The following is a 26988-nucleotide window of genomic DNA, read 5'->3' as shown; positions in this document are numbered from 1 at the left end:
ACTTTGATAGGCAATTGTCATGACCGAATACCGAATTGAACGCGATACCATGGGCGAAATGCAGGTGCCCATGGATGCCCTGTACGGCGCGAGCACCGCGCGAGCCGTCGAGAATTTCCCCATCGCCAACCGCCCTGTGCCGGCTAGCGTCATTCAGGCGTTCGGCGAACTGAAGGCCGCGGCGGCCGAAGCCAACCTGGGACTTGGCAAGCTCGACCGCAAGCTGGCCGAGGCCATCATCGCCGCCTCCGCCGAAATCGCCGAAGGAAAACACAACCACCAGTTCCCCGTCGACGTCTACCAAACCGGCAGCGGCACGTCGACGAACATGAACGCCAACGAGGTGATCGCCGCGCTCGCCAACGAGAAGCTCGGCCTCGGCGCGACCACCAAGGCCGAAGGGGGCGTCCATCCCAACGACCACGTCAACATGGGGCAGTCGTCGAACGACACCTTCCCCACCGCCATGCACATCGCGGCGGCCAAGCTGATCGACCAGCAGCTGGAACCCGCGCTCGAACGCCTGCACAAAGAGCTGAAGCACAAAGCCGAGAAGTGGGACAAGATCATCAAGGTCGGCCGCACCCACTTGATGGACGCCACGCCGATTCGCGTGGGTCAGATGTTCGCCGGCTACGCAGCGCAGGCCCACTACTGCGAAATTCGCGCGGGGCGTGCCAAGGTTCGGATTCAAGAAAACATGCCGATCGGCGGCACCGCCGTCGGCACGGGCATCAACGCCCACCCCGATTTCGCGGGCCGCGTGTGCAAGTCGCTGACCAACAAGCTGGGCGTGCTGTTTACTGAGGCCGAGGACCATTGCGAAGCCCAGGCCGCCAAGGATTCGTTCGTCGAAGCACACGGCGAGCTCAAGGCCATCGCTGTCTCGCTCTCGAAAATCGCCAACGACATCCGCCTGCTCGGCAGTGGTCCTCGCTGCGGGATCGGCGAGTTGATCCTGCCCGCTATTCAACCGGGCTCGTCCATCATGCCGGGCAAAGTGAACCCCGTGATCGCCGAGAGCGTGATGCAGGTCGCTTGCCGCGTGGTGGGCAACGACGCCACGGTCACCATGGCCGGCATGGGTGGCGTCGGTTCGATCTTCGAACTCAATGTCGCGATGCCAGTGATGATCGACGCCTTCCTTGAGTCGGTCGAACTCTTGGCGAACGTGATCAATGTCTTCATCGACAAGCTGCTCAAAGGCCTGGAAGTCGACGAAAAACGATGTGCCGAGTTGCTCGACGCCTCGCTGATGAACGTTACGGCACTTGCCCCCGAGGTGGGCTACGAGAAGTCGGCCGAGCTCGCGAAGCGGGCCCACAAAGAGAACAAGACCATCAAAGAGTTGGTCACCGAGTTAGAGCTGATGGCCATCGAGCGGCTCGAAGAGCTGATGGACTACGACAGCATGACGCGGCCCGACGACGTTTAAGATAACGACGTCTAAGATAACGACGCTTGATATTGCGACGCTTGATACCAAGCCTAAGAACAATCAGAGGGCCTGCCGCCACACCGCGGCCGGGCACCACGAAAGGATGCGTGGACAAACATGGTGAGCGCAAGGATAACGTGGATCGCCGCGACGATCGTCGTGTTCGCCCATTCGCACGCCGATGCGCAGCAGTTGCCCGCCCGCGTGGCCCATCCCCCCGCGTACCAGGCACCTGCGCGCCAAGCTCCGGTGCGTCATACGCTGCCCACCAGGCTGCCCGTGATCGAGCAAACCAATTTCTGGCGCGAGGCCCAGCCACTGCGTTCGGCCGCGCCGCGTCGACTGCCGAACTTGCCCCCGGACCCTGCGCCACTCGAACTCCCCAAGTGGTTGCTCCCGGAGGAACCCGCTAGCGCGATCGCACTGCCGCTGGAGCCAGCGGGCGAAGCGGTGATGATTGACGATAACTGCGAGCCGATCGCACTCGCACACGAACCGCTCGCACTTGTACACGAGCCGGTCGCCAAGTCGTCGGCGGTCCGTGATGCCATTTCGCTGGCCATTGCGAACATCGAAGCGACGCCGTCGCGTGCCGCTTCGCTGCTAGTCGTGGCACGCGAACTGGCGGTCGAAGCGCGGACCCAAAGCGACTTTACCGACGTGATCGAGCAATGCCACTTGGCACTCGACGCCGGGGCCGACGAGGACACCGCGGCCGAAATCGCCAAGCTCGGCGCGTGGGCTTACAATCGCCGCGGTGAGATACGATCGACGGCAGGCAACGAGCACGCTGCGTTTGAGGATTTTCAGGAAGCCGTGCTGCTGGACGACACCTGCTGGCAAGCGCTCCACAACCGTGGAGTGACCCTCGCAAGGTACGATAAGCAAACCGAAGCGCTCGCCGATTTCGACCGCGTCGTGGAGCTCGCCCCGTCGTTCGCGATCGGACGATACAATCGTGGCGAAGTACTCAGTCAGCTCGCGAGGTGGCAACAAGCGGTCGCCGACTACACCGAGGCCCTTGAATCGCTCCCGAACGAGCCGACGCTCTACGCCGCGCGGGGTGCAGCGCTACACGAGATGGGCAAACTCACCGAAGCCCTCGCCGACTACAACATGGCGATTCACATCAATCCTGCGAGTAGTGACGCGTTTGTTGGTCGCGGAAATGTCTACGCCGACCAAGGTCTGTACGAGCTCGCCACCGCCGACTTTCAGCAAGCCCTGGCCCTCAATCCACAGTCGCCCGCCGCTTATCGCAGCACGGCGTGGATGCTCGCGACCTGCCCGGTGGAGCGTTATCGCAATGGACCCAAAGCCATCGAAGCGGCGACCCGCTTGGCGCAACTTCGCGAAGGCGAAAGCCCCGACGTTTTGGAAACGCTCGCCGCCGCCTACGCCGCCGACGGTCAGTTCGCCAAAGCCATCGCGTACCAGGAGCAAGCCATCACGCTCACCTCCGACGCCACAGTGCAACGCGCCTACCGCGAACGCCTCACGCGCTACCAACAGAATCAGCCGTATTGGGCGAAGTGATAGAAGTCCCCTCTCCCCGACCCGGGTGAGGGTCGGGGAGAGGGGACTTCGCACTTAGTCCCACCACGAGTACCGCACGATGCAGTACACGGCTCGCAGCCCATCGGCCAAGTGGATCTTCTTCCCCTGGTCGTACCCGCGGCTGGCGTAGCTGACGGGAACTTCTTGGATGCGGCACTTACGCCGAGCGAGCTTGGCGGTTAGCTCGGGCTCGAATCCGAAACGTTTCTCGCGGAGCACCATCTCGCGGATCGCACCGCGACGGAACACTTTGTAGCCCGTTTCCATGTCGGTGAGCCGCAAACCGGTTGCGGTGTTCGACATCCAGGTGAGCATCCGGTTACCGAATCGATGCACCCACGACGGATCTTGGCGGGCGTTTTCGAGGAAACGCGATCCAAACACGACATCCGCTTCACCCGCTTCAATCGGAGCGAGCAGTTTGCCGTAGTCGGCAGGGTTGTATTCGAGATCGGCGTCCTGGATCAGCACCACGTCGCCCGTCACTTGGTCGAACGCCGTGTGCAGGGCCGCCCCTTTGCCCTTGTTGTAGCCGTGCATGAAGACGCGGACGCCTTCTAGGGCATCGAGCTCCAGCAGCACGTCGCGGGTGCCATCCGTGCTGCAGTCGTCGACCACAATCACCTCGGTGGCGTATCCGGTGCCTAGCACCCGCTCCACGACCTGGCGAATGGTGTCCCGCTCGTTGAACACGGGAATCACCACACTCACGGCGAGGACCGTCCGCTTCACGGGACGCGTCACCACAGGGCTCGTGGCTGCGTGCTCGCGTTCTAGCTCGGCCAGACTCGCCTCGGCTTCGGCGAGGGTCGATAGCATGCGTGCCGTCGTGGCAGAAGCGTTCTGTTCGCGCTCGGTCGCTATCTCAGTGGCCGAGCGCTTCGTCAGCTCGGCGGCGAGAGTCGGTGTTTTTTCTTCGACCATGATATGGGAGGGGGCAAAGCTACGCCTGAGGCAGCACGAACGAATGGCTGCCAGGGAACTGTAGCTCATAAAATCGGTATCGGCGGCGTCGATTCGCTGAGCGGATCGCTTTACCAAGTACAACTTGTCGGCAAAATCCACACGGCCATTACAACTGCTTGACGCCCCGCAAACGGAGTGCTAGCAATAGGGAATCGCAGGCCCTTTGAGCAGGCCATTAATTTGGCTTGGCACCGTGCGCGTGTTTTGTTACCTTGCGGCCCTCACTGATAGAAAGGCCGCATGGTTGGCGGCATTCACGCTGCCACATGCGACCCTCGTCTGGCCGACACGGAAGGAGGCCCCTCGTGCAAGTTTATGATCAAGAGAAGCTGCGGGTGCACATCCGCTGGATGATCCGCCGCGATATGGGCGAAGTACTCCAAATTGAAAAAGGGAGCTTCGAGTTCCCCTGGTTCGAGGAAGACTTCGTCCGTTGCCTGCGCCAACGCAACTGCATCGGCATGGTGGCCGAGTACGGCGAGCGGGTCGTGGGTTTCATGATCTACGAGTTGCACAAGACCCGCCTGCACGTGCTCAACTTCGCCGTGGCTCCCGAGTACCGTCGTCTGGCGATTGGCGAGCAGATGATCGATAAGCTCGTCAGCAAACTGTCGAGCCAGCGCCGCACACGCATCTCGCTCGAAGTCCGCGAGACGAACCTCAACGCCCAGTTGTTCTTCAAGCACGCCGGCTTCCGCGCCACCGCGGTGCTGCGTGACTTCTACGACGACTCGACCGAAGACGCCTACGTCATGCAGTACTACTACGACGAACAAGTCGTCGAAGAACTCACCCCCGACCACGTCCATCGCTTGGCCGGTTGAGTAGTTAGGGTTGCCTACTCCCCTCATGTCATTCTGAGGGAGCCTAAGCGACCGAAGAATCTCGTATGCCATTTTGTGGAACACTAATCTTCGCTAATCGACGCTAATTAAAACCCATTAGCGAAAATTAGTGTCAATTAGTGTTCCAAAAATTCCCTATAGCCCCACGATCTCCGCCTTGATTTCCGGCAGATCGAGGATGGCGATCGAGTGCTTCGGCGCGCGATACAGGGCACCGGGATTGAGTACCAACTTGCCATCGCGCGTGGTCTTATCGGCCACGTGCGTGTGGCCATAGCAGACCACTTGATACTCATCGCTATCGAGCACTTGCTGAAATCGTTGGTGTTCGTGACTATGCAAGAGGGCGATCCGCACGCCTTCGAACGTTAGGTCGCCAAACAGCTCGTGACACTTCTGCCCCGCCGCTGCGATCCCTTCGCGTAGCTCGGCCTGATAGTAATCGCAGTTGCCAAACACAAAGTGCGTGGGCCACGCCGAGAAGAGATTAACAACCTCGACGCTACCAATGTCGCCACAGTGTAGCACTTGGTCGACCTCAAGACTCTCAAGCAGGCGAATCGCCGGCCGTGTGTGATCGACGTACCCGTGCGTGTCGCTAACAATCCCCAGTCGCATCTTTCGCCTGCCCTTCTAAGCCAAGAAATCATTCGCGGATCACAGCGGATTCAAGCGAATAAACGCGGATTCAAGTTGTAATCAATATCCGCGTTCATCCGCCGCATCCGCGTATGTCCGCGACTAATTCTACTCGTCGCCAAACAAATAGGCTTCCAACTCTCGGGCCTTTTCTTGCAACTTCTGCTCGACTTCGGCGCGATCAACGCCATCCGCCAACAGAGTGCAAATCGGTTTGCCGCGCTGAATGGCGTCTCCTTCGTGCGGAATGTCGGCGATATCGAGACTCGGTGGTCCACGGAATGTCGCGTTGCGTTTCGCAAACAGGTACGCCTTGCCAAACGATTGATCTGATCGACTCACGGGCTCGGGCAATTCATCCTTGGTGCACGCGGCGATGTGGGCGGCGATCATGTTGACGCCCGCGAATCGTTCGACCACTTCCATCGACGCCGTGTAGCGAGGATTCACGTCGACTACCCACGCGGTCCCTTTGTCGTCGAGCACAAAGTCGACGCCAAACACACCAACGAGCCCAACCTCACGCGCAAGCACGCAACCCACGTGCAGAAGCTGGGCGTTTAAGTCCCCTCTCCCCGACCCGGGTGAGGGTCTGGGAGAGGGGACGTCGACCTTCGGAAGCTCAAACGGCCCTACCGACCCAGCGTAATGAAACGGCTGGCTATGAGTCCATTTGCGATTCATCAGTTGCTCCGTCACTCCGAGCAACTTCCCCTCCCCTGCCGCCGCGACGTAAGCCGCGGAGATCGAACGCCCCGCGATTTTGCGTTGCCAGTAGCAGTTCTCAGGAGCTTCGCTGCCGGGAACCCAGTCGTCGACGCCGAGTCCGCCGGCGGTGGCGTGAGATTTGGTGAGCCAGCCGGCTTCGCTTGGCGGCGCGCTCGTGATTTCGGGGAACGCCACTTGGTTGTCGGCGAAGAGGCCAGCCAATTGCGTGGCTGATTTGCAAGCCTCTAAGGTCTTTGCTGGATTTCCTAGAAGAGGTTTCAGCTCGGCCATCCTCGCGACGTGCGGCGCGTAGTTTTCCCAGCTCCCTGTGAACATCCAGGCGTCGACATCTTGTTCGGCGAGCCAATCGACGAACGCATCGGCGTCCGGCTCAATGCGTGTCGCTGGGCATCGTGCGACTAGGTCGCTGTCGGCGAACAAGTCCGCCGCGATCACTTCGTAACCCGCCGCGAGTGCCGAGAACGCCGCGGCTCGGACGCTCGCTCCCATGATGGCGATGCGCATGATGGCTACTTGCCCCCGTGCCGACCTTGGAACTTGTCGGCCGGATACTTCTGGGCATTCTTGATCATCTTGGCGTGCAGCGTCGCCGACAAGTCGACCCCCATCGAGTTGGCGATCGCCAGCGTGTAGGCCAGCACGTCGGCGATCTCTTCGGCCGCCGCCGCGAGCTTCTCGGGATGATTCGCGACCTCACGCGAGTCGGCAACCTCGATCCACTGAAAGTGCTCCATCAACTCCGCCGCCTCGATTGCCAGCGCCATCGCCAAGTTCTTCGGCGAATGGAACTGTGACCAATCGCGCTCGCGCACGAAGTCGTCAACGAGTGTCTTGAGCTGGGCGACTGTGGTTGAATTGTCGTTCTTCGTATTCATAGGAATTCGTCGCGGATGGTCGCGGATCTTAGCGGATTATCGCGAATCTGAAACTGTGGATCAAATTATAAACCCTGCAGCGGATGGCATGGCTGATTTCATTCGCGCTGATCTGCCCAAATCCGCGCCGATCCGCGACTAATTCTTCTTCGTTAGCCGAGCAGCTTGGCAATCTTCCGCCCCGTCGTACTGAGCGGATACTCCGCAAGCTCAGAAGGTTTTACCCAAACAGCTGGCGATGCCTTGGACGACTTCAACCGGCCACCCTTGTGCGTCGCCTCGTAGCAGTCGAGCGTGATGCGAAACCGCGTGACCCCGTGCTTAATTGTTTTTAGCAGTGGTCCCAGCGAAGCCGTGATGCCTGTGAGCTCCGCGAGTTTCGTTTCAATCTCGCGCACCGCGTACAAGGGACCTTCGCTCTCGACGCCAAACCTCGGAAAGTCCCACAGCCCGCTCCAGCGTTCGTCAGGGCCGCACTGCCGGACGAGTACGTCGCCCCCGCGCCGGACCACCACCGCAGCTTCGTGCAGCTCGGTGTAGTTGGTTTTCTTGGTGGTCGGCAGAAGCTCGCCCACGACGCCGAGCTGTCTCGCTTGGCACAGCGACTCAACAGGGCACGCATCGCACTTTGGTTCGCGCGGCGTACAAACCAGCGAGCCCAGCTCCATCAACGCCTGATTGAAGCGAGATACATCCTTCGCGGGTAGAAGCTCCTCGGCAATTCGCCACAGCTTCTTCTGCCCCGCGGTTCGCGTGGGGTCGTCGCGGAGCGCCACGAGTCGCGAGAGCAACCGTATTGTGTTGGCTTCGAGAATCGGAGCCGGTTTGTCGTACGCGATCGAGACAATCGCCCCCGCCGTGTAGCGTCCGATGCCGGGGAGCTTCATCAGCTCTTCGACGGTCTCGGGGAACTTGCCCTCGAGCTCGCTCGACACCACCTTCGCCGCCGCATGCAGACCACGAGCTCGGCGGTAGTAGCCGAGTCCCTCCCACAACCGCAGCACCTGCTGCTCGTCCGCCGACGCCAAGTCATGCACCGTTGGCAGTGCGGCCATGAATCGTTCGAAGTACGCGCGAACGGTGGCGACCTGCGTTTGTTGCAGCATCACCTCGCTAACCCACACGCGGTACGGATCGCGACTTTTGCGCCATGGCAAGTCGCGCTCGTACTGCTTGTACCAAGCGAGCAGCTTGCGGCGGAACGATTGCTTCCACGCGCTGGTGAGCTCGAAGTCGGTGGAAGCGTCCGTTGCCATTCGCATCACGTGCGTGTTGTCACCAGCGTCAGCACGACTAAGGAGCTCCCCTTCTAAGGAGCAAGTTCCTTACCTGGCTTCACGTCCGCCTTGCCCGGCACTGCCCAACGTCCGTAGACCTTGCTGCAACGGTTGTACTCGGTGGCGAATGCGTCGGCTTCTTCGGGCGTGAACGGCCGATCGATGGTCCGCTTGTACGCCTTGAACTCGTAGATGTGCACGAAGTAGTTCGCCGTGGGCGCGGGGCGACCGTACTCGTCCGCGTCTTCGGCTGGAGCACCTTCGACTGCCTCTGCGGCTACAGGGGTCGCTTCGTCGACGGGTTTGGTCTTCTCGACCTTTTGCTTGACGACTTCTTCCTCCGGCTCGTCGTCGAAGATTTCCTTCTGCTTCTTGGGAGCAGCTTTCTTCGGCGCGGCTTTCTTGGGAGCGGGCTCCTTGGCAGCCTTCGGTTCTTTGGCTTCCTTGGGCTCCTTCTTCGGCTTCGCGGCGGCCTTGGGCTTGGCGGCGGTTTTCTTCTCGGCTGGCTTCTCAGCAGCCTTCTTCGCCGGCGCGCTCTTGCCGCGAGGTTTCGCCTTCGGCTTCTCCTCGACCTCTTCTACTTCGTCCTCTTCCTCTTCAGCGTCGTCCTCATCTTCGTACTCGTACTCATACTCTTCTTCTGAGTCTTCTTCGTACTCTTCATCCTCATCGTCGTCGTCCACGAATTCGTAGTCGCCGTCGTACAGGTCGTCATCTTCTTCCGCTGGCATGGCTGAGGCCGGGGCTGGGTTCTGAGGCAAAGGGGGGACGCGATCCGACGCACACGCCAGGTCCCCGAGAGAACCCAATAGTATTGAGCCCAAGGCCCCCGGCGTCAACGTCCCGCCCCCACCCGATTAGCGGCGGGAGTTCTCGTCCGAGGCGGTCTGAACCACCTGGGTGCGGGCAACTTCCACCGCTTTGGCCAGCGGTTGGTCGTCCTCGGTGCCGCGGAATCCGACCGCATGAGTCCCCTCTGCCGAGCCGTTAGTCCGTCGCACGACGATATCGGGTTGTACTCCGACCTGACTGATGGGCTGGCCATTGGGGGAATAGAAGCTGGCGGTCGTCAGGCGAATTCCGGCCCCACCGTAACCCAGTGGGAAGATGCCCTGGACCGAACCTTTTCCAAAACTACGCTCGCCGATCACGGTGCCGCGACGGTTGTCGCGAATCGCGGCGGCGAAAATCTCACTCGCACTCGCACTCTGGTCGTCGATCAGCACTACCAGCGGAACTCGCCAGGTGCCGGCACGATGAGCACGGTAGTCGAAGTCCTCGCCAGCACTCCGGCCGCGGGTCGACACGATGCGTCCCTGAGCGACAAACTTGTCGGCGATTTCGACGCTCGAGGTCAGCAGACCACCCGGGTTGCCGCGAAGGTCGAGCACCAGCGTCCGCATACCCTTCGCATGCAGGTCCCACAGTGCGGCTTCGAGGTCACGAGAAGTGGTCTTCTGGAACACCGGCACGCGGATGTAAGCCACACCGTAAGCGGCATCGACGATCGACACGTCTTCGAGGCTAGGCACGTCCACGTGTTCGCGGCGAACCTGAACGTCGAATGCACTGCGAGCACCAGCCATGTGGGCGAGGTCGCCCGACTGTCCTGGCTCGACGTGCACTTCGACCGTTGTTCCTTCTTCGCCCGTCAGCAAGCCGGCGGCTTCGTCGGTGCTCATGGTCGTGATGTTGCGACCGTCGATGCGAGTAATCACATCGCCCGACTTGATCTGTGCACGCTCGGCAGGGCTGTTGGGAATAGTGCTAACGATTTCGAGGCCACCATTCTTCGCGGCCTTGAGTTCGACACCCAGTCCCACAAAGTTGCCTTCGATCTGCGAGTAGATCTCACGCAGCTGGTCGCCGGAAAGGAAGGCCGAGTAATGATCGAGCGAACCCGCGGCTGCGGCGGTGAATTCGAGTTCCACCGCGGTTTGGCTCAGTCCCAGTTGTTGCGAAGCAATCTGGGCGACTTGCTGAGCCACGGCGAGCGTTTGCTCGCGGGTCGTAATCGTGCGGTTTTGCAGCGGACCGTAAATCGCCCGGCGGACCTGGGTGATCTTGGCGGTGTCGGCTTGGATGCCGTTGTGACGCAGGAAGTTGGTTTTCGTCAGCGCCACGTCGACCGACTGCACGCCTCGCTGAGCCAAAGTGCCCCATGGAGGATTCACGTAGTAGTGCGAGTCGATCTTGCCCAGCAGCTCGCCATAAAGTTCGGCAGCCTGGGCCGAGTTCAGCGTGGTAACCGCTTGCAGGAAGCTCTGGTCGACGTAGCGGCGCTCCACACCGTAGTGCAGGCGAGCAATGTCGAATCGCTCGGCGAGCTGACGATCGGTGGGGTGCTTGCGAGTACCTTCTTCGTACAGCGAGAGAGCGTCGCCCCAGCGGTGCTCGGATTCGAACTCACGACCTTTGGTGAGCAGTTGCGAAACGGCCTGAGGCTCGGCCTCGGCAGTGATCGCAACGGCTTCGCTTTGGGCGTACCCGATGGGGGCAAACGAAATGCCCAGGCCAACGGTGATCGCGGCTACAAAGCGGTAGAGCGAGAGGTAGTGCGTGTGACGCATGCTGATTCGTTCCGTCTATTTCGCAGGTGGTTCGAGTCGTTTGCCGGAGGCTTCCAGTTCGAACCGAGCGGGGCAGGGGGCTCGCCGGAAAAGCGGGCACAGTCCCGGGGCACAAGCGAATATAGGCCACGAAATGGGGGTGGTCAAAAAATCTGCCACCAGAATTTTCGAGGGCCGGGAGCACTTGTTACCGCACGACCGCTACAGGTGACTTATTGCACGTAAGGGAGGTAGCAATAAGCGGCCAGAACCGGATCGCCGGGGCCTGCCGACCTTGCCGATTGTTCGGACTCCGCCGAACGCACAGGACAAGACCGCTCATGAAAAGGCGTCGTGCCAGGAAGGCCGGCAACGTCTCTATCGCCGGTCCTTGATTGAGCCTGCGGAGCGGATGAATTCGCCGCTCCTTGGCTATGCACCTAACTACGCGAAGCCCGTTTCGACAGTTCACGCTAGCGGTGCGTGCGGTTTTGCGCACCGACGATAGTTGAGTCGCAACCCGCGAATATTTCATTGGGTGCGACATTACTACTTTTTCACCCGGCGGGAGATTCGACGTAACGCCTTGCAGGCAAACCGTTTGCGAACAGGGTCTCCGGGTGCCTCGCAAAAATTAAGTCGCAGGGGTAACCCGCAGGTGCGACATTACCCTGTTGCTCCCTCCTCCAAGTTGTTGCGCAACAAACTAAACCACTTCGGTGCCATGACCGCAACAACGACTCGGGGGAGGGCCGGGGTGGGGGCTCGTCCCTCGGAAACCCTACGCTATTGGCAAACGAGATCCTTCAGTCGCTGGAAGCTCCCTCAGAATGGCAGAGCGCGGAGGTCTCCACAGGCCGCTGTCAGCTTGGCCGCAATTCTCAGTTTTTCAGTTGTCAAAGAACAAAAAACACTCGAAAAGAGGAGTGTGTTCATTTGAACACAATTCGAGCGCGCATTCAAGTTGCTTTCTGCAAAAAGGTGAAAAAAAGTTCATGCATGCGAAATGGGCGTTGGTGAGGGTATCGGTTTCTGTCAGCACCGGAATTGTGCCTGCTACAATAGTGCGGAATTGCAAGCTGTCTCAGTCACGTCCGGCGGTGACTCGGTTCGGTAACAGGAGGTAGTAGGAAATGAAGCAAAGACTCTTCATCTGGTTCTGGGTCGGCTTCGTCGTCTCCTTCGTCCTGCTCGGCCTGCTGCTCAAAACCTTCGTTATGATGCCCGATGGCGGGGCACTTCGGCGTACGAGTTTGCTGGCGTACTACGCCACTTCGATTAATCAGATGATCGAGCCACGTCCGCTGGGGCCGGCGACCCAGGATCCGGGAGATGTTGCGGTCGTGTTCTTGGAGCACGCGGGGTTGTCGCTCGGCGGCGGTGGCTTGGCCTTGCTCGTGGGTTGGATCGTGGAGCGTGTCCGAAGTAAAACGAAATCGGTTTCGTGAAGCGAGCAAGTTACGCGCGAAGATTCTCTACCAACCGCCCCGTTCCCCTCCCCGTAATGCCTAAGAAGAAACCCCAACCACCGGCCGACGTCCACGCCGTAGCTTCCCCCGACGATAAGCCGGTGCTTCCCTTTGCAACGCCCGCCGTATTCGAGCGATGGCTTGCGAAGCATCACGTGGATCACGCGGGGGTTTGGATTCAGTTCTTCAAGGTCGCCAGTGAATACAAGAGCATCACTTACACCGAGGCGCTCGAAGTCGCGCTCTGCTACGGCTGGATTGATGGCCCCGTGCGGAAGGGGAATGAGGTCTCTTGGATTCACAAGTTCACGCCGCGCGGCAAGCGTAGCGTTTGGTCGCAGGTGAATAAGGGCCACATCGAGCGGCTTACGCTCGAGGGCCGGATGAAACCGGCGGGCCACGCCGTGGTCGAGCTTGCCAAGGCCGACGGACGCTGGGACGCGGCGTACGCATCGAGCTCGACGTTCGAAGAGTCGCCCGAGTTCCTGGCGGCGCTCAAAAAATCGAAGGCCGCCACGAAGTTCTACAAGACACTGAAGAAAGCGACTCGCTATGGTTTCTACTACCGGCTGCACAACGTGAAGCGGGCGGAGACCAAGGCTCGCAAGATCGCCGAGTTCATCGCGATGCTGGAGCGCGAGGAGACGTTTGAGCGGTGAGGGGAGATGATATTCCATTCCAAAGCAATCTGTGGGAGGGGTCTCCGACCCCGATGAGCTAGGAGGAATCTCTCATATTACAGAACCATCTGAATCAGAGAGTTTTGTCCGACGAGGCGTAGCTCGGCAGCTATTCACGGCGCGTAACGGTGCAACTCTCTAGTCGAGTTAGGATAGCCGACGACCTACGTGTCGTCGGACCAACTGCTCTAAGTCGCAGTGTGTTGCAATTGGGGAGGTCCACTCGGCTTCATCGGGCTCGGAGAGCCCTCCCACAAGTTCTTTGTGGGGCTAGGAGGGCGAGAACCGCAATCTGCAAACAAAAAGTTAGCAGGCGCGCACTTCGGTAAACAACTCGCTACACTAGAACCACGTTGCTTGTCTTCTCTTGTGTTCCCACTGACGGGTGCGAGTTCTATGCGTTCGACCAGCTTGTTGTTTCGTAGCGCGATCACGGCGGCGCTTGCCGGGTTTCTGTTTGGTTTCGACACGGTAGTCATCTCCGGCGCCGAGCGGAGCATCCAGAAGCTTTGGGAACTCAGCGATTGGCAACATGGCCTGGCGGTGAGTGCGGCGCTGTGGGGTACGGTGCTTGGTTCGCTCGTGGGTGGCTGGCCCACCGACCATTGGGGCCGCACCAAGACCTTGCAGGCGGTTGGGGTCTTGTACTTAGTATCGGCCGTGTGGTCGGGGCTCGCGACCGATGCCTACTCGTTCATGATCGCGCGATGGATAGGTGGCGTGGGCGTGGGCATCGCGACGGTTGCGGCGCCGCTGTACATCGCCGAGATCTCGCCGCCGACGCTTCGCGGCCGGTTGGCGGGCATGTTTCAGTTTAACATCGTCTTTGGCATTCTGATCGCCTTCGCGTCGAACGCCATCATCGGTGCCATCGGTGGCGAACACGCGTGGCGATGGATGCTCGGTATCGAGGCGGTTCCCGCGATCATCTACTGGGTGATGTGCATGGGGATTCCCGAGAGTCCGCGATGGCTGATCGCCAAGCGCGGCGAAACGGAAAAGGCCCTCGAGGTGCTGCGGAGAGTGAACCCCGAAGCTAGCGAGCAAGAACTTCAGCACGTGGTCGACGAGATCGCAATGAGCGCGCGAGGCGAGGTCGTGGTGCCTGAGCTAAGTTCAGCAGTCGACGGGCCATTGTCGCGGCACACGGTGGCGGAGTCAGCGAATCCTTACCGCGCAAGTGCTCAAGCCGCTGCGAGTGAGGTACCGTCCGAGGGGTTTTGGACGTCGCGCCTGCGAATCCCCATTCTATTGGCGTTTCTCATCGCGTTCTTCAATCAACTCTCTGGCATCAACGCCATCCTCTACTTCGCGCCGCGAATCTTCGAGCGGGCAGGACTCGGGGAGAATGCCGCGCTCTTGAACTCCGTGGGCATTGGCATCACGAACTTAATCTTCACGTTCGTGGGCCTGTGGCTGATCGATTCGCTAGGCCGGCGAACTCTGCTGGCGATTGGCGGGGTGGGTTACGTCGTGTCGCTGGGGCTTTGCTCGTGGGCGTTCTTCACCGAGACGTTCAGCATCGTCCCGGCGTGCATCTTCGCCTTCATCGCCGCGCATGCAGTAGGGCAGGGGGCGGTGATCTGGGTGTTTATCTCCGAGATCTTTCCGGTGCAGCATCGCGCCGCGGGTCAAGCACTCGGCAGCTTCACGCACTGGATCTTTGCCGCGGCGCTGACGCTGGTGTTCCCCCGCGTGGTGACCGAGTTCGAGCCGGGCTACGTGTTCGGCTTCTTCTGCTTCATGATGGTGCTGGAACTGGTGTGGATCGCCACGATGGTACCCGAGACAAAGAACGTTCCGCTGGAAGAGATGGAAGCGAAGCTGGGGATGGTTTGAGAGGGGTTGGAGAAACGAATGCAATGACGAATCCTTATCAATCCCCACAGGAGAACTCCAAAGCCGTCGTGGTGTGGTACAAGCGGTGGATGGTCATTACCGCAATCGCCTGCCTTGTACTCGCTGGCGTTTGCTTGCTCGCCACGGTTGTCAGCATGCATTACGCATTTCATGTGATTTCGAACGCTGCTGGTTCGCCCAAACCAGAGGACTTAGCGTCTGCAATCGCTCATTCGCTGACGTACTCCTATTTTGCGGTACCTTTCGCACTGAGTGGATTGGTGTTGTTGGTGTTGGGGATACGGTCGAAAGGGTGACGAAGTAGTGTTGGCAAGATTCGCTACCTTGAAATCTGAAAGGTAGACTATCCAATTTTCAAGGTCAGGAATTTCCCCAAGAAAGTTATCGCATGCCCAGACAAACAGACGCGAAGAAGGTTTTGGAACACTAATATGCGCTAATCTTCGCTAATGGCTATTAGTGCCGATTAGCGTGGATTAGTGTTCCTTCCTTCTCCTTTCCTCCGCGTCTCTGCGTCTCTGCGTGAGATAAAGAAGTGTAGCGATCTGTCGAGGGGCGAGATCCTTCGGTCGCTAAGGCTCCCTCAGGATGACAGGTACTACTCGTCAGGATGACGAGTACCAACTGCTAGCACTCGGCGATTACAGTGCCGCATTTCTCTTGACGCCCTTCGGGCCGTCTGACACACTCCGCCGCCCGCTTGGCGGAGTGCTGTGTGGGGGCACTCCGTCCGGCGTGGTTTTCGACCCGCACAAATCTTGAGACTTGAGGAGCACGCACGATGCGTCGTTCAATTGCTGTTTGCACGTTGGCACTCGTCACGGCTGTTGGTTGTGGCAAGACCGAACCTACTACTCCCGCCGCGCCGGCCAGTGGCTCGACCTCGGCTGCCAAGCCAATGCACCCGGCTGCGGCGACGGCGATGCAGTTTCTCCAGGCAAGCGCCGCTGGCGACCTGTCCAAGGCTACGGGCTTGCTGACGCCGGTGGCGGTCGAGCAGCTCAACAAGCAGGGCATGACCATCGCGCCGCTGAACGTCGAGTCGCCCAAGTTCATCATGACTCGATTCTTGGTGACCGAGGAGAACGAAGCGGCCGTGGAGTTCGCCATGCAGTTTCAAATCGAAGGCGAGCAGCAGGAGTTCCACGGTTGCTGCGTGATGAAGAACATTGGCGCTGACTGGCGACTGGCGGGCGTGATCATCGATCCGGGCAACGGAATGGAGCCGGTGGTCCAGAACTACGAGCAAGAGCTCTCGCCCCCCACCACCAACCCTGCAAACACGGTGGCGAACCCCGCAGGTGGCCAAGTTCCGCAAACTGCCCAGAGCCCCGATGTTCCGCAGCAGCGCTAGTCGCGTGCTAGCGATAAGTTCGCAACTCGAAACAACTTACAACCTCGCATTCGCCAACTGGCGGGTGCGAGGTTGTTTGTTTGGGTAGATGGCGGGAATCCGGAGGTTGCCGCTCAAACCGCGGCACCCCCTTGGACAGGCCGGCGGGGGCTGCTAGGCTTTTCGACTTAGTTGGCTAAACCGCCCCGTTCCCCTTAATCGTTAAATCCAACCCCACCTACGTTTTCTGCGTTTTTCAGCGTGATGTTATTCGCGCTGTTTTTGTTCCATTCGAACCGACGCGTGTTCGGTTCATTCGGTTGTGACCGTCGACCAGTGTCGGCGGACGGAGGAGAAGCAACCGAACGTTTCCCGCCGTTGGTAATATGGTTTTCTCAAAGGAGAAAAAGATGAAGTCGACCAACCTGTTGCGTGTTTGTGTGATGGTGGCCGTGGCTGTTTTCGCCCTGGCTGCTTCGGACGTTGCTAGCGCCAAGCTGTTTGGTGGCAAGCACCGTGGTTGTGGCAAGAAGGCCGCTTGCTGCGAGCCCGTTTGCTGCGAAGCCGAGCCCGCCTGCCCCTGCGAAGAAGCTGCTCCTTGCGTCGAGGCTGCCCCCTGTGTTGAGGCCGCTCCTTGCGTGGAAGCCGCTCCTTGCTGCGAAGCTGAGCCCACCTGCTGCGAAGAGGCCGCTCCTTGCTGCCCCAAGAAGAAGCGTTGTGGCCTGCTGAGCCGTCTGCGTGATCGCAAGTCGTCGTGCTGCGAGCCCGCTTGCGAGCCGGTTTGCGAACCCGCCTGCGGTTGCTAATTTGACCCCCCAAATGTCCGGCGGCGGGCGTTTAGCTTGCCGCAGGGACTTTATGCAGTTCACAAAGCCTGGTAGCCCCTGCTACCAGGCTTTTTTCGTCTGTAGTGGTTGTAGGGGCGATAATTGACTCCTGGCGGGGAGTGGCGTAGTTTAGTGAGGGCGTGGCGGTTAGGTAAGTCACGCTGAGTGCTAGGGACGAACCACACGGTTTGCCGCGAGGCCGACAAGCGTCGTAACCATCGCGGGGCACGAAAAGAACCATCACGGGGAAGACCGAAAAGGGAGATGATGCGATGAATTCATTGGTACGTGTTTGCTTGATGGCTGCTGTGGTTGCCATGGGCCTGGGCATGGCGAGCGACGCCGACGCCCGCGGTTGTTTCAAGCGCTTCAAGCGTGACCGCTGCTGCAAGCCTGCTTGCTGCGAGCCCGCTCCTTGCTGCGAAGAGGTCAGCGATTGCGGCTGCGGCGCTCCTGTGAGCGACTGCGGTTGCAGCGGCAGCACCGTTGTGCCCGCTGAGGAAGGTATCGTTGTCGAGCCGACTGAGGCTTCGCCTTCGGACAACCCCGCCGTTCCCGAGCCCCCCGCGGCCGAGGAAAGCGAAGCTGCTCCGGCTGCTGAAGTTCCCGCCGAGCCCTCGTCGACCTAAGCATTGCTTAGAGCCGAGATCGTTACACATGACGCCCCGCTGCGAGCCTCGGCTTGCAGCGGGGCGTTGTGCGTTGATGGAGGCGTGATTCGGCTCGACTGATTCGGCTCGACGGGCGGGCTTAGGTTTGGGATAGTCGGCATGCAAGTGGCCGTAGTGTCGCTTGCTAGCAAACTTGCCCCCTCACCCTAACCCTCTCCCCCACGACGTTCGCGTCGCTGTTTCCCTTAGGTTGGCAGCGTACGCGCGAACGCCGTGGGGGAGAGGGGACCAGACCGTAGCATGCAGTTTCGTGTCCAACTCGATACGTTCAGCGGGCCACTCGACCTGCTGTTGTACCTGGTGCGCAAGCACGAGGTGGACCTGCATAACATCCCGGTTGCCAAGATCACCGATCAGTTCTTGCAGCACGTGTCGGTGATCGAGCAACTCGATGTCGACGCGGTGGGAGACTTTCTCGACCTGGCCAGCTCGCTGATCGAGATCAAGTCGCAGATGGTGCTCCCCCAGCAAGTGGTCGCCGAGCCCGACGAGGTCGAAGACCCGCGGCAGGAGCTGGTCGAGCGTTTGCTGGAGTTCAAGAAATACCGCGATGCTGCGCAGATGCTCGAAGAGCGTGGCCGGGAGTGGCAGGAGCGTTTCCCGCGGGCGGCGGTCGACCTGCCCCCGCGCGCGGCGAAAGAGGAACTGCCCGAGATCGCCGGCGTCGAACTCTGGGACTTGGTCAGCGCGTTCGGCCGCGTACTCCGCGACAAACTGGCGAAGCCCGAGAGCACTACGATTCAGTACGACGACACGCCGATCCACGTCTACATGCGAGAGATCGATCAGCGGGTGCGAACTGAAGGGAGCGTGGCGTTCTTCGACCTGTTCCCGACGGCGGTGCACAAGTCGACGCTGGTCGGCATGTTCCTCGCGCTCTTGGAACTGGTGCGATACCGCTACGCCCTCGCGCACCAAAGCGACCGCTACGGCGACATCCTCATCGAGCCCGGCCCCGAGTTGCTCCCCGACCACGTGGTGGTGAGCAGCACGATCGAGCCCGGCGAGCCGGGAGCGTAAGCGACCGGAGTTTTGAACTCGCGATCCACTTTCTCCGGGCGCTGATTCTCGATAAAGGGGCGCTTCCGGCTCGCCTTTCTTGGAACGCGCAGGGCGCTGACGATGGGGGCTCGATCGGGTAGGGTAGGGGCACTTCAGGATCCCGCTCCACCAGGTTGTCGATGGTCGAAAACGCCCCGCTGAAAACGATGGTCCACAACGGTCTCACGATCGAGGGGTACTCGCGCGCGGCGGTGCAGACCTACTGGCGAATTCCGGAGTTGGGGCTGGGATTCGACTTGGGTGCCCAGCCGTGGAGCTTCATGGGAACCGAAAAGTGGTTCATCTCGCACGGGCACCTCGACCACATCGCGGCACTCCCCGTATACGTCGCGCGACGGCGGATGATGAAGATGTCGCCGCCGACGATCTACCTGCCCGAGGTGGCGGTGGGACCGGTCGAGACGATCCTTAAGGGCTTCACGCGACTCGATCGTGGCCGCATGCCGGTGAACTTGGTGCCGATCACGCCGGGGATGGAGATCGAGCTTTCGCGCGAACACGTGGTAACTACGGTGGCAACCACGCACACGGTGCCGTCGATGGGATTTGTCGTCTGGCAACGCAAGAACAAGCTGAAGCCCGAGTACCAAGGACTCGAAGGGCACCAGATCCGCGATCTGCGCATGGCCGGCACCGAAGTCACCGAAGAACAGCGCGATCCGATCCTCGCATACTTGGGCGATAGCTCGCCGCCGGGCCTCGACGACAATCCCGTGATGTACGAGGCGAAGATATTGATCTGCGAGCTAACGTTCGTTGCCAAGAGCCACCGCAAAGAGAAGATCCACAAGTTCGGTCACATCCACCTGGATGATATCGTGGAGCGGCGCGACCGGTTCAAGAACGAACTGATCATCGCCAGCCACCTAAGCACCCGCTACCACGACAACTCGGTGGTGAAGACGGTCACCAAGGCGATCCCGGACATGCTGGGGGGGCGGTTGCACTTGTGGTTGTAGAGCGTGCGAAGAAGTGCTAGCCCATGACGGGAGCCGTGGGTTCATTGCGTGTGGATTTCGTTCTGAACATAGAAACGCTACAAAACCCAAGGCTCCCACCATGGACTGATGGTTCGAGTCTCGGACACGTTATCCGGCTCACTTCTTGGCGGGCGTTTCCGGTTCAAGCTCCAGGTTCTCTACATTCCACACCCTCACCGTGGCGTCGCGGCTGACGCTGGCTAGGCGTTTGCCGTCCGGGGAGAAGCGGAGGCCTTCGATCGGCATGCAGTGGCCCATCAGCAGTGGCGCGTATTGCCGGCCCGTGGCGATGTCCACCAGGGCGATGCGGTGACCTTTGACGGCAGGCAGTTGGTAGTGACGATCCTGGGTAGCGAAGGCCAGTGTCTTGCCGTCGGGTGATACATCAAGGCTCCACGTGACGTACCAGGTACCTTGCGCGTATCGGGCGTCGAAGGCGTGGTTCTGTTCAATCGCCGGCCAGCGAGGGGCGATTACCTTGCTGGCATCGTCCATCGTCGCAGGGTCGCGTGACTGAACCCCCAGCATCTGTCCGCCGGTGTAAACGCGATCGGCCGTCGTCGCGATGCTGATGCCTTCCTTCATCGGTTTCAGTGGTGAAATCGACGCGACCTCGCCCGATTCGGCATCGACGAGTGCCACGTTCTTTTCACCCACCACGGCGATCCGTCCCGAGTCTCCCAAAAAGTCGAATGCGCGGACCGGACCTGGGAACTCGACTTTCACGACGCCGGCTTTGGCCGCCTTCTTCTGCCAGATCCAAAGCTCACCTTCATCGGTGCCGGCGGCCAGTCGCTTGCCATCGGGCGAGAACCTGACGGTCCGCACGCTGCCAGGGGGAGCTTCGAGTTCATTGAGGTCGACTTCTTCGTCGGACAACGTCCAGACGAGGAGTTCGCTCTCGCCATCACGCCCTCCACCAGTCACTAGCTTTGGCTCGGTGGGATGGAAATCGAGCGATCGAATCGAATAGTTGGCTGGTAGTTCGTGGAGCAGCTTCCCCGTTTTGGCGTCCCACAAACGCAGTTGCGCGCCAGCGTCGCTTCCGCCGGTCGCGACCATCGCTCCATCGGGTGAGAAGGCGACGTCAAGCGTTGTCCACTCGTCGGCCAGCGTCACCCATTCGAGCCGCTCGCTGTCAGATGACTTGTTGGCCCAGTTCATCAGGCGGGCGAGTTCGTTCTGGTCGCGGAAGTAGTGCTGGTGCGTCTGGCCACCCACGGCAGGCAGCCGTTTGGCCGCTCGATCGCGATCTCGAGTTCGCACCGCGGTCCAGGCGGCGAGGCTCGCGTACATGGAGTTCTGAGGATACTTCTTGCAAAGAGCCTCGGCACCTTCGTTCACTCGATCGTAGTCGAACCCGCAGCCGGCGAGGTGGGCCTCGTCGAGGAAGCACTTGAGTTGATTAAAAGTCCAGGCGTAGATTTCTGGCCCCCGCTCGGGACCGGCAATCGTGGCTTGCTCTTCCATGAACTCGGCAAGTTCGCCCGGCTCCCCGAACCAGCGGGGAAGCAGGCAGATCGAAAGCGACGAGTACAGCGGCATGTACTCCGAATCGATACCTTTCCCCGCTTCGAACGACAGCCGCAGGGTTTCTTTCGGCAACCCCAAGCCCTGCCCGACGCGGATCTGCAGTTCGTAGAGCGCGGGGTCTTCGTCCGTAAGCTCCTGGGTTTCGAGCAGTATTTCGGCGGCCTGCGTCAATCGATCCTTGAATGCGACGTATCCCTCTTCGGTGACGGTGCCAATGTAGCCTGTGCCACGCGCCTGCCACGCGTAAGCCACCAGTGCCTCGCAAAAGGCGATCTTGGCGAAGCTCGATTCGGGACGCTGATCCATCCATTCCTGAAGCTTCTTCAGGTGTCGCTTCCATTGGAGCTCCGTAGGCTGCTCGGTCGCGCGAAGAAGTTGGTAAAAGCGATAGTAGTTGGGAAAGCCATCGAGATTCGCGGAACGCGACTTACGAACCTTCGCGGCGATCTTTTCGAGTGCTTCGAAGTCTCCGGAATCCCAAGTCTCCGCGACAACGCGTTCGAACTCGTACGATTGCATCTCCTTCGAAGCCGTTGGCGGCGGAACGGTGATCAGATGCAGGTCGCCATTGGCGTAGGCTGTGATTCCCATCTTGCCATTGGGGCTGATCGCCGCCAGGGCGACGTCGGTGCGAGTGGCAGGAAATTCCTGCGTAAACTGCCCCCGTTCGATGTCGTAGAAGGAGAGGGCCGTGTCGCCGTCGTAAATTGCCAATAGCGGGAGGCCGGTGACCCAACATATATCACGGCAAGGAGTGGCAAGCGGGCGACGCATCTCGCCCATTCTCCGAAGCTGTGGATCGACGAACATTAGGTGTCCGTCCGTCGTGGCGACGACCGTAAAGGAGATGTCCGTGGTCGATGCGGCAATATCAATTCCCGTGCCGCTGACGGTCGGAGACAGTTTTTGGGAGAGGTTGACCACAGGACACTCCATTCCTGACCACCTATAGCCCACCGACTCTTTGCCTTTCCCGCCAGGCATCAGGCCAATTCGAGGGAAACGGGCCCAGCGGCCCTCTCGCAGCAGGAACTCGCCAGCGGCACCCCCCATTTCGATCTGCACAGAATGAGATCCATCCTCAAGCGGACCCATGCTGTAATGAGTTCCATTGAGGTTCACCTCCTCTGCGTTCACAAGGTCGTAGATCATGGGCATGATCCGCTGCATTTCACGCGGACGGCCGAGCGAGACGTCGCGAACGGCGAGCAGTACGTACGTGGGGTCGAGCGTGAACTGGCATGCGAGGATTTCGGAACCTTCGATGCGAAAGTTGTCGATCTCGTCGCCGGTGGTCAGATCCCACACGCGAAATCGCCCGTCGTCGTGCGTCGTGACGGCGAAGCGATTGTCGGGCGAGATGCCTAGATCGATCACAGCCTTGGAGTCGACGGTCGCACTCACCGGCTTGGAACCGTCGGCCAGCATCCATTTCGAAAGCTTGCCTCGGTCGTCGGTCGTCACAGCGAACTGCGAGTCGCGGCTAAAAGCCACCTGGGTGACCTTGACTCCTTCGGTGTCGAGCTTGCGAATAGGCACCTTGCCGACCTCGTCGGCCGCTACGATCCGCATTTCGGTTGGGGCGAGCGCGGCGACGGGCTCGTAGTCGGCCTTGCGCTTGTGCGTCACGAACGGATGAGCGGGGTTCGGCTGCGAGCCTCCCGCCGGGGAGTCGACGATCGCGGGCGAGCCCCACTCGATCGCGGGCTTGGCGGCAGGCTGTTTCGAACTCGACGAATCGCTGCAACCACTGCCAACAACGACGGACAACGCTACGCTGCCCGCGAGCACGATGGATGAACGCTTCGACCACCAGAAAAGCATGATAAACCTCTCACCGACAAGACCCAATCGCCGCCAAGTCCCATGATAGGCAAGGTGCGCGGCGGGGCCTATCCCTGACAAGGGCGTGATGGGCGAGAAGTTGCCGTGGGGGTGGCGGGGTGGGGTGAATCTAGGAGGGTGTTTGGAGACTCCGCGGCTAGAACCATGAAACTCCCGAGATAGTTATGCCGTGGCAGTTCCCCCCTATCCGTTAGATTTCACACCACTCGTCAGACGTGAGCGACTTCTTCTTCCGTCCCCACAATCATCCTTCCGCACCGCGGACACCGGTGGCGATTGTCTAGAATCGTACCGCATTCGGAGCATACCCAGGAGACTCGGGCCCGAATGCCGCTGATCTTGCCACCGTAGTGAAGCCCGGCTTGTACTTTGAGCAAACGGATAATCTCGGCCAGGCTTCGGAACAATAGCCACGAGAGTACGGCGGTCACTGCCAATGAGATGGAATGCCAAAACGCTCCCACCAGCAATGCCAGGAGCGCCAGCAACAGGTTGACAATCAGAAGACTCCAAGCTGCGAAGTCGAGCTTGTTCTCAAGACTTCCCTTTGGCCGGAGATAGCCTGCACGTCGTTTCGCGGTGTCGCCCATCATTCGCCCCCACATGCGCACGGATATCGTGATGACGCAGGTGGGAGTTTAAGCTCTCCGGGCGTAGCGAGCAATTACTTGGGGGCGGAGGTGGATTCGGGAGCGACAAACCCAAGGCTTCCGCCATGGGCTATTTCGCGTTGCATGCTTGCTCGCTCTCCCTTACTCCACCACCCAGGTTTCGCCCGAGTTGTAGAGCTGCTCCAGGTCGCCGGGGCCGCGCTCGGCGCGGGCTAGCTCAACCTGGTCGTTGATCAGTTCATCGTAGCGTGGGGCGTCGACGGCGCGGAAGACACCGATCGGTTCGGGGAAGCCGTTCTGGCGGCGCATGCGCGTTAAGAGGTACGCAAGGCTGGGCTCGGGGTCGCGCTCGTCGTGAAACAAGAGATCATCCTCGGTGATGCCTTTGCCCAGTTCGACGACCTCGGGCTCCATGCCGTTCAGGCGGATGCCCTTGTCGCGGTTCTTGCCAAAGATCATCGGCTTGCCATGTTCGAGCTCCAGCGTGGTCTCTTCCTTGGTGTCGCGGTCCTTGGCGTAGTCCCACGCGCCGTCGTTGAACACGTTGCAGTTCTGGTAGACCTCGACGAACGAAGTACCCGAGTGGGCGGCGGCCCGTTCGAGCACCATGCCCATGTGCTTGAGGTTGGTGTCGATGGTCCGCGCGACGAACGTCCCTTCGGAACCGATGACAATCGACAGCGGCGTGAGCGGATTGTCGATCGCCCCCATCGGCGTGCTCTTGGTCTTCGCGCCTAACAGCGACGTGGGCGAGTACTGACCCTTGGTGAGGCCATAGATGCGGTTATTGAACAGGACGATGTTGATGTCGAGGTTGCGGCGGATGCAGTGCATCAGGTGATTGCCGCCGATCGAGAATCCATCGCCATCGCCCGTGATGACCCACACGCTGAGGTCGGGCCGGACGCTCTTCAGGCCCGTCGCTACGGCGGTCGCGCGGCCGTGGATCGAGTGCATGCCGTAGGTGTTCATGTAGTACGGAAACCGGCTGCTGCAGCCGATGCCCGAGATGAACACGGTGTTCTCGCGGGCAACGCCAAGCGTGGGCAGCACCTTTTTCATCTGCGCGAGAATGGCGTAGTCACCACAACCGGGGCACCAACGAACGTCCTGGTCGCTAGCAAAGTCGTTGGGGGTGAGAACGGGAAGCGATTCGACGGACATGGAAGTTGTCTCGGGTAGGTTGAACGACGCAAAGGAACGACGTTGATCTTTTTACTTGGCCAGCTCTTCGTGAATCCGTTCGAGGATCTCGCCGACGCGGAACGGTTTGCCTTGGACCTTGTTGAGGCCTTGGCAGTCGACCAGGAATTTGTCGCGAAGGATGCTGCGCAGCTGGCCCGTGTTGAGTTCGGCGACGAGCACGCGCTTGTAGCTGCGAAGGATTTGCTCGAGGTTCTTGGGGAACGGATTGAGGTAACGCAGGTGACAATGCGCGACCGAGTGCCCCGCGGTCTGCGCGGCGTGCACGGCGGTGGCGCACGACCCATAGGGTCCACCCCAGCTCACGACCAATAGGTCGCCACTCTCAGGGCCATCGACTTTCTGAAGCGGAATGTCGTCGGCGATCAGGGCGACCTTCTTTGCCCGCAGGTCGACCATGTGCTGGTGGTTAGCGGCGTCGTAGCTGACGTTGCCGGTGATGTCTTGCTTTTCGAGTCCACCAACGCGGTGCATCAAAGTGGGTGTGCCGGGACGCGCCCAAGGGCGGGCGAGTTTCTCGTCGCGCTGGTACGGCAGGAACGGTTCGCCATTTGTCATGGGCTCGGCGTAGGTGACCTTCGTGGGCTTCAAGCTCGCCACGTCGGGGATGCGCCAAGGCTCCGAACCATTCGCGATGTAACCGTCCGTGAGGAAGAACACAGGCAGCATGTGCTCGACCGCGATTCGCCACGCTTCTTGGATCGCGTCGAAGCAGTCGGCGGGGCCGGCGGCCGCCACGATTGGCATCGGGCATTCACCGTTGCGGCCGTACATCGCTTGGAACAAGTCGGCTTGCTCGGTCTTGGTCGGCAGGCCGGTCGAAGGCCCGCCGCGCTGGACGTTGATCACGATCAGCGGTAGCTCGGTCATCACGGCGAGGCCAAGTGCTTCGCCCTTGAGGGCGATACCCGGACCGCTGCTCGCGGTGACCGCCATCTCGCCAGCGAACGACGCACCGATGGCGGCCGTGACCGCCGCGATTTCGTCCTCGGCTTGGAACGTCAGTACGTCGAAGTTCTTGTGTTTGGCGAGTTCGTGCAGAATGTCCGAGGCGGGCGTAATCGGATAGGCCCCGAGGAACAACCGCCGGCCGCTCAGTTTCGCGGCGGTGATCAGCCCCCATGCGAGGGCCGTGTTGCCCATGATGTTATGGTACTTGCCCGGCTTGAGCGTGGCTTTGCCGACCTGGTACTGGGTGTTGATCGCCTCGACGGTTTCGCCATAGTTGTACCCGGCGGAGAGTGCGCGGCGATTGGCCTCGGCGACCTCGGGCTTCTTGCCGAACTTGTCGTCGATGAACCGGAGCGTTGGTTCGAGCGAACGGTCGTATAACCAGAACACTAGGCCCATCGCGAAGAAGTTGCGGCAGCGATCGGCTTCCTTCTGGCTCAACCCGAGCCCGTCGACGCTAAGCCGCGTGAGCTTGGTCATGTCGACTTTGTGCAGCTTGTAGCTCTTCTCCAGCGAGCCGTCCTCGAGCGGGTTCGAAATGTAGCCGGCTTGTTCGAGGCCCTTCTTATCGAATGCGCCTTCGTTGCAAATCAGGATGCCACCATCGCGGAGGTCGCCCAGGTTGGTGACCAGAGCCGCGGGGTTCATCACCACGAGCGCGTCGACGGTGTCGCCGGGGGTGTAGATGTCGTGGCTGGAGAAATGAATCTGAAACCCGCTGACGCCGGCCTTCGTGCCACGCGGAGCGCGGATCTCGGCGGGGAAGTCAGGGAAGGTGGCAACGTCGTTGCCGGCGAGTGCCGAGGTGGTGGTGAACTGCGTGCCGGCGAGCTGCATGCCATCGCCCGAGTCGCCGCAGAATCGAACCGTTGCCTCTTCGAGTTGTTGGATGGGTTTTTCGGTGAACGGTTTTTCGGTGACGGACGCCATGGTGGGAGAGAATGCCTGTCAGAGACTGGCGAGCACAAGCCGATTTCGCCTGGACTCGCTTGGGGAATTGTTCGGCCGGGAAAGCTGCGAGGCAAACGTGGAGTGTACCGCGCCAGCGCGAGGGGTTAAACCGCACTTCCTGGCGAGGATGTAGCGAT

The 26988-nt window shown here is 60.4% G+C and carries 22 protein-coding genes; 12 read left to right on the top strand and 10 right to left on the bottom strand.

Features of this window, described 5'->3' with window-relative positions:
* The first annotated feature begins 19 nt into the window (after positions 1-19).
* The gene (locus tag SH292x_RS20000) at positions 20-1435 is read left to right on the top strand and encodes a class II fumarate hydratase (RefSeq protein ID WP_442482794.1); all 1416 of its coding nucleotides are present in this window, start codon (positions 20-22) and stop codon (positions 1433-1435) included.
* Positions 1436-1555: 120 nt separating this feature from the next.
* Entirely contained in the window at positions 1556-2974 is a 1419-nt protein-coding gene (locus SH292x_RS19995; RefSeq protein WP_442482793.1) for a tetratricopeptide repeat protein, read from the top strand.
* 54 nt (positions 2975-3028) lie between these two features.
* Here the strand turns inward: SH292x_RS19995 and SH292x_RS19990 are convergent, their stop codons facing one another.
* A complete protein-coding gene (locus tag SH292x_RS19990) occupies positions 3029-3919 on the bottom strand; it encodes a glycosyltransferase family 2 protein (protein ID WP_442482792.1) in 891 nt (296 codons plus the stop codon).
* A 347-nt stretch (positions 3920-4266) separates the two neighbouring features.
* Here SH292x_RS19990 and rimI point away from each other — a divergent pair, with 347 nt between their 5' ends.
* A complete protein-coding gene (gene rimI / locus SH292x_RS19985) occupies positions 4267-4785 on the top strand; it encodes a ribosomal protein S18-alanine N-acetyltransferase (protein ID WP_442482791.1) in 519 nt (172 codons plus the stop codon).
* Positions 4786-4941: 156 nt separating this feature from the next.
* Here the strand turns inward: rimI and SH292x_RS19980 are convergent, their stop codons facing one another.
* From SH292x_RS19980 to SH292x_RS19955, 6 genes are all read right to left on the bottom strand, one after another.
* The gene (locus tag SH292x_RS19980; protein WP_442482790.1) at positions 4942-5424 is read right to left on the bottom strand and encodes a YfcE family phosphodiesterase; all 483 of its coding nucleotides are present in this window, start codon (positions 5422-5424) and stop codon (positions 4942-4944) included.
* Between the two features lie 129 nt (positions 5425-5553).
* The gene (locus SH292x_RS19975) at positions 5554-6678 is read right to left on the bottom strand and encodes an ATP-grasp domain-containing protein (RefSeq protein ID WP_442482789.1); all 1125 of its coding nucleotides are present in this window, start codon (positions 6676-6678) and stop codon (positions 5554-5556) included.
* A 5-nt stretch (positions 6679-6683) separates the two neighbouring features.
* Positions 6684-7049 (bottom strand): nucleotide pyrophosphohydrolase, encoded by a 366-nt coding sequence (locus SH292x_RS19970; RefSeq protein WP_442482788.1) that lies wholly within the window; start codon positions 7047-7049, stop codon positions 6684-6686.
* Between the two features lie 152 nt (positions 7050-7201).
* Positions 7202-8305 carry an A/G-specific adenine glycosylase gene (gene mutY, locus SH292x_RS19965; protein ID WP_442482787.1) on the bottom strand — a complete coding sequence of 368 codons (1104 nt, stop codon included), beginning with the start codon at positions 8303-8305 and terminating at the stop codon, positions 7202-7204.
* Positions 8306-8358: 53 nt separating this feature from the next.
* On the bottom strand, positions 8359-9057 hold the full coding sequence (locus tag SH292x_RS19960; protein ID WP_442482786.1) for a hypothetical protein: 699 nt from the start codon (positions 9055-9057) through the stop codon (positions 8359-8361).
* 126 nt (positions 9058-9183) lie between these two features.
* A complete protein-coding gene (locus SH292x_RS19955; RefSeq protein WP_442482785.1) occupies positions 9184-10896 on the bottom strand; it encodes a S41 family peptidase in 1713 nt (570 codons plus the stop codon).
* A gap of 1112 nt (positions 10897-12008) precedes the next feature.
* Between SH292x_RS19955 and SH292x_RS19950 the strand changes: the two genes are divergently transcribed.
* From SH292x_RS19950 to SH292x_RS19910, 9 genes are all read left to right on the top strand, one after another.
* Positions 12009-12323: a hypothetical protein gene (locus tag SH292x_RS19950; RefSeq protein WP_442482784.1), complete on the top strand. Its 315-nt coding sequence runs from the start codon at positions 12009-12011 to the stop codon at positions 12321-12323.
* Positions 12324-12379: 56 nt separating this feature from the next.
* Entirely contained in the window at positions 12380-13003 is a 624-nt protein-coding gene (locus SH292x_RS19945) for a YdeI/OmpD-associated family protein (protein ID WP_442482783.1), read from the top strand.
* 417 nt (positions 13004-13420) lie between these two features.
* Entirely contained in the window at positions 13421-14863 is a 1443-nt protein-coding gene (locus tag SH292x_RS19940; RefSeq protein WP_442482782.1) for an MFS transporter, read from the top strand.
* 23 nt (positions 14864-14886) lie between these two features.
* Positions 14887-15180, top strand: coding sequence for a hypothetical protein (locus tag SH292x_RS19935; protein ID WP_442482781.1), 294 nt, complete (start codon positions 14887-14889; stop codon positions 15178-15180).
* Between the two features lie 485 nt (positions 15181-15665).
* Complete coding sequence (locus SH292x_RS19930; protein WP_442482780.1) at positions 15666-16238, top strand: hypothetical protein; 573 nt, start codon at positions 15666-15668, stop codon at positions 16236-16238.
* Between the two features lie 389 nt (positions 16239-16627).
* On the top strand, positions 16628-17023 hold the full coding sequence (locus tag SH292x_RS19925; RefSeq protein WP_442482779.1) for a hypothetical protein: 396 nt from the start codon (positions 16628-16630) through the stop codon (positions 17021-17023).
* Between the two features lie 293 nt (positions 17024-17316).
* A complete protein-coding gene (locus SH292x_RS19920; protein WP_442482778.1) occupies positions 17317-17673 on the top strand; it encodes a hypothetical protein in 357 nt (118 codons plus the stop codon).
* Between the two features lie 282 nt (positions 17674-17955).
* Positions 17956-18735, top strand: a complete 780-nt coding sequence (locus SH292x_RS19915; RefSeq protein WP_442482777.1) for a segregation and condensation protein A — start codon at positions 17956-17958, stop codon at positions 18733-18735.
* A 161-nt stretch (positions 18736-18896) separates the two neighbouring features.
* Positions 18897-19736: an MBL fold metallo-hydrolase gene (locus SH292x_RS19910; RefSeq protein WP_442482776.1), complete on the top strand. Its 840-nt coding sequence runs from the start codon at positions 18897-18899 to the stop codon at positions 19734-19736.
* A 138-nt stretch (positions 19737-19874) separates the two neighbouring features.
* On the opposite strand, the gene SH292x_RS19905 is transcribed toward SH292x_RS19910, so the two are convergent.
* From SH292x_RS19905 to SH292x_RS19895, 3 genes are all read right to left on the bottom strand, one after another.
* Entirely contained in the window at positions 19875-23114 is a 3240-nt protein-coding gene (locus tag SH292x_RS19905; RefSeq protein ID WP_442482775.1) for a WD40 repeat domain-containing protein, read from the bottom strand.
* Positions 23115-23887: 773 nt separating this feature from the next.
* Positions 23888-24910 carry a 2-oxoacid:ferredoxin oxidoreductase subunit beta gene (locus SH292x_RS19900; protein WP_442482774.1) on the bottom strand — a complete coding sequence of 341 codons (1023 nt, stop codon included), beginning with the start codon at positions 24908-24910 and terminating at the stop codon, positions 23888-23890.
* A 51-nt stretch (positions 24911-24961) separates the two neighbouring features.
* Positions 24962-26830, bottom strand: a complete 1869-nt coding sequence (locus tag SH292x_RS19895; protein WP_442482773.1) for a 2-oxoacid:acceptor oxidoreductase subunit alpha — start codon at positions 26828-26830, stop codon at positions 24962-24964.
* Between the last annotated feature and the right edge of the window lie 158 nt (positions 26831-26988).

Source organism: Aeoliella fuhlenseeensis, assembly GCF_052161615.1.
Lineage (GTDB): Bacteria > Planctomycetota > Planctomycetia > Pirellulales > Lacipirellulaceae > Aeoliella.
The sequence above is the reverse complement of the archived record's forward strand: the minus strand, read 5'-3'. Positions and strand labels throughout refer to the sequence as shown.

Bases quoted from the DNA above. Each gene is read 5' to 3' on its own strand.
- SH292x_RS20000 (WP_442482794.1), top strand. From the start codon at position 20: ATGACCGAATACCGAATTGAACGCGATACCATGGGCGAAATGCAGGTG.
- SH292x_RS19995 (WP_442482793.1), top strand. From the start codon at position 1,556: ATGGTGAGCGCAAGGATAACGTGGATCGCCGCGACGATCGTCGTGTTC.
- SH292x_RS19990 (WP_442482792.1), bottom strand. From the start codon at position 3,919: ATGGTCGAAGAAAAAACACCGACTCTCGCCGCCGAGCTGACGAAGCGC.
- SH292x_RS19980 (WP_442482790.1), bottom strand. From the start codon at position 5,424: ATGCGACTGGGGATTGTTAGCGACACGCACGGGTACGTCGATCACACA.
- SH292x_RS19975 (WP_442482789.1), bottom strand. From the start codon at position 6,678: ATGCGCATCGCCATCATGGGAGCGAGCGTCCGAGCCGCGGCGTTCTCG.
- SH292x_RS19970 (WP_442482788.1), bottom strand. From the start codon at position 7,049: ATGAATACGAAGAACGACAATTCAACCACAGTCGCCCAGCTCAAGACA.
- mutY (WP_442482787.1), bottom strand. From the start codon at position 8,305: ATGGCAACGGACGCTTCCACCGACTTCGAGCTCACCAGCGCGTGGAAG.
- SH292x_RS19960 (WP_442482786.1), bottom strand. From the start codon at position 9,057: ATGCCAGCGGAAGAAGATGACGACCTGTACGACGGCGACTACGAATTC.
- SH292x_RS19955 (WP_442482785.1), bottom strand. From the start codon at position 10,896: ATGCGTCACACGCACTACCTCTCGCTCTACCGCTTTGTAGCCGCGATC.
- SH292x_RS19950 (WP_442482784.1), top strand. From the start codon at position 12,009: ATGAAGCAAAGACTCTTCATCTGGTTCTGGGTCGGCTTCGTCGTCTCC.
- SH292x_RS19945 (WP_442482783.1), top strand. From the start codon at position 12,380: ATGCCTAAGAAGAAACCCCAACCACCGGCCGACGTCCACGCCGTAGCT.
- SH292x_RS19940 (WP_442482782.1), top strand. From the start codon at position 13,421: ATGCGTTCGACCAGCTTGTTGTTTCGTAGCGCGATCACGGCGGCGCTT.
- SH292x_RS19935 (WP_442482781.1), top strand. From the start codon at position 14,887: ATGACGAATCCTTATCAATCCCCACAGGAGAACTCCAAAGCCGTCGTG.
- SH292x_RS19930 (WP_442482780.1), top strand. From the start codon at position 15,666: ATGCGTCGTTCAATTGCTGTTTGCACGTTGGCACTCGTCACGGCTGTT.
- SH292x_RS19925 (WP_442482779.1), top strand. From the start codon at position 16,628: ATGAAGTCGACCAACCTGTTGCGTGTTTGTGTGATGGTGGCCGTGGCT.
- SH292x_RS19920 (WP_442482778.1), top strand. From the start codon at position 17,317: ATGAATTCATTGGTACGTGTTTGCTTGATGGCTGCTGTGGTTGCCATG.
- SH292x_RS19915 (WP_442482777.1), top strand. From the start codon at position 17,956: ATGCAGTTTCGTGTCCAACTCGATACGTTCAGCGGGCCACTCGACCTG.
- SH292x_RS19910 (WP_442482776.1), top strand. From the start codon at position 18,897: ATGGTCGAAAACGCCCCGCTGAAAACGATGGTCCACAACGGTCTCACG.
- SH292x_RS19905 (WP_442482775.1), bottom strand. From the start codon at position 23,114: ATGCTTTTCTGGTGGTCGAAGCGTTCATCCATCGTGCTCGCGGGCAGC.
- SH292x_RS19900 (WP_442482774.1), bottom strand. From the start codon at position 24,910: ATGTCCGTCGAATCGCTTCCCGTTCTCACCCCCAACGACTTTGCTAGC.
- SH292x_RS19895 (WP_442482773.1), bottom strand. From the start codon at position 26,830: ATGGCGTCCGTCACCGAAAAACCGTTCACCGAAAAACCCATCCAACAA.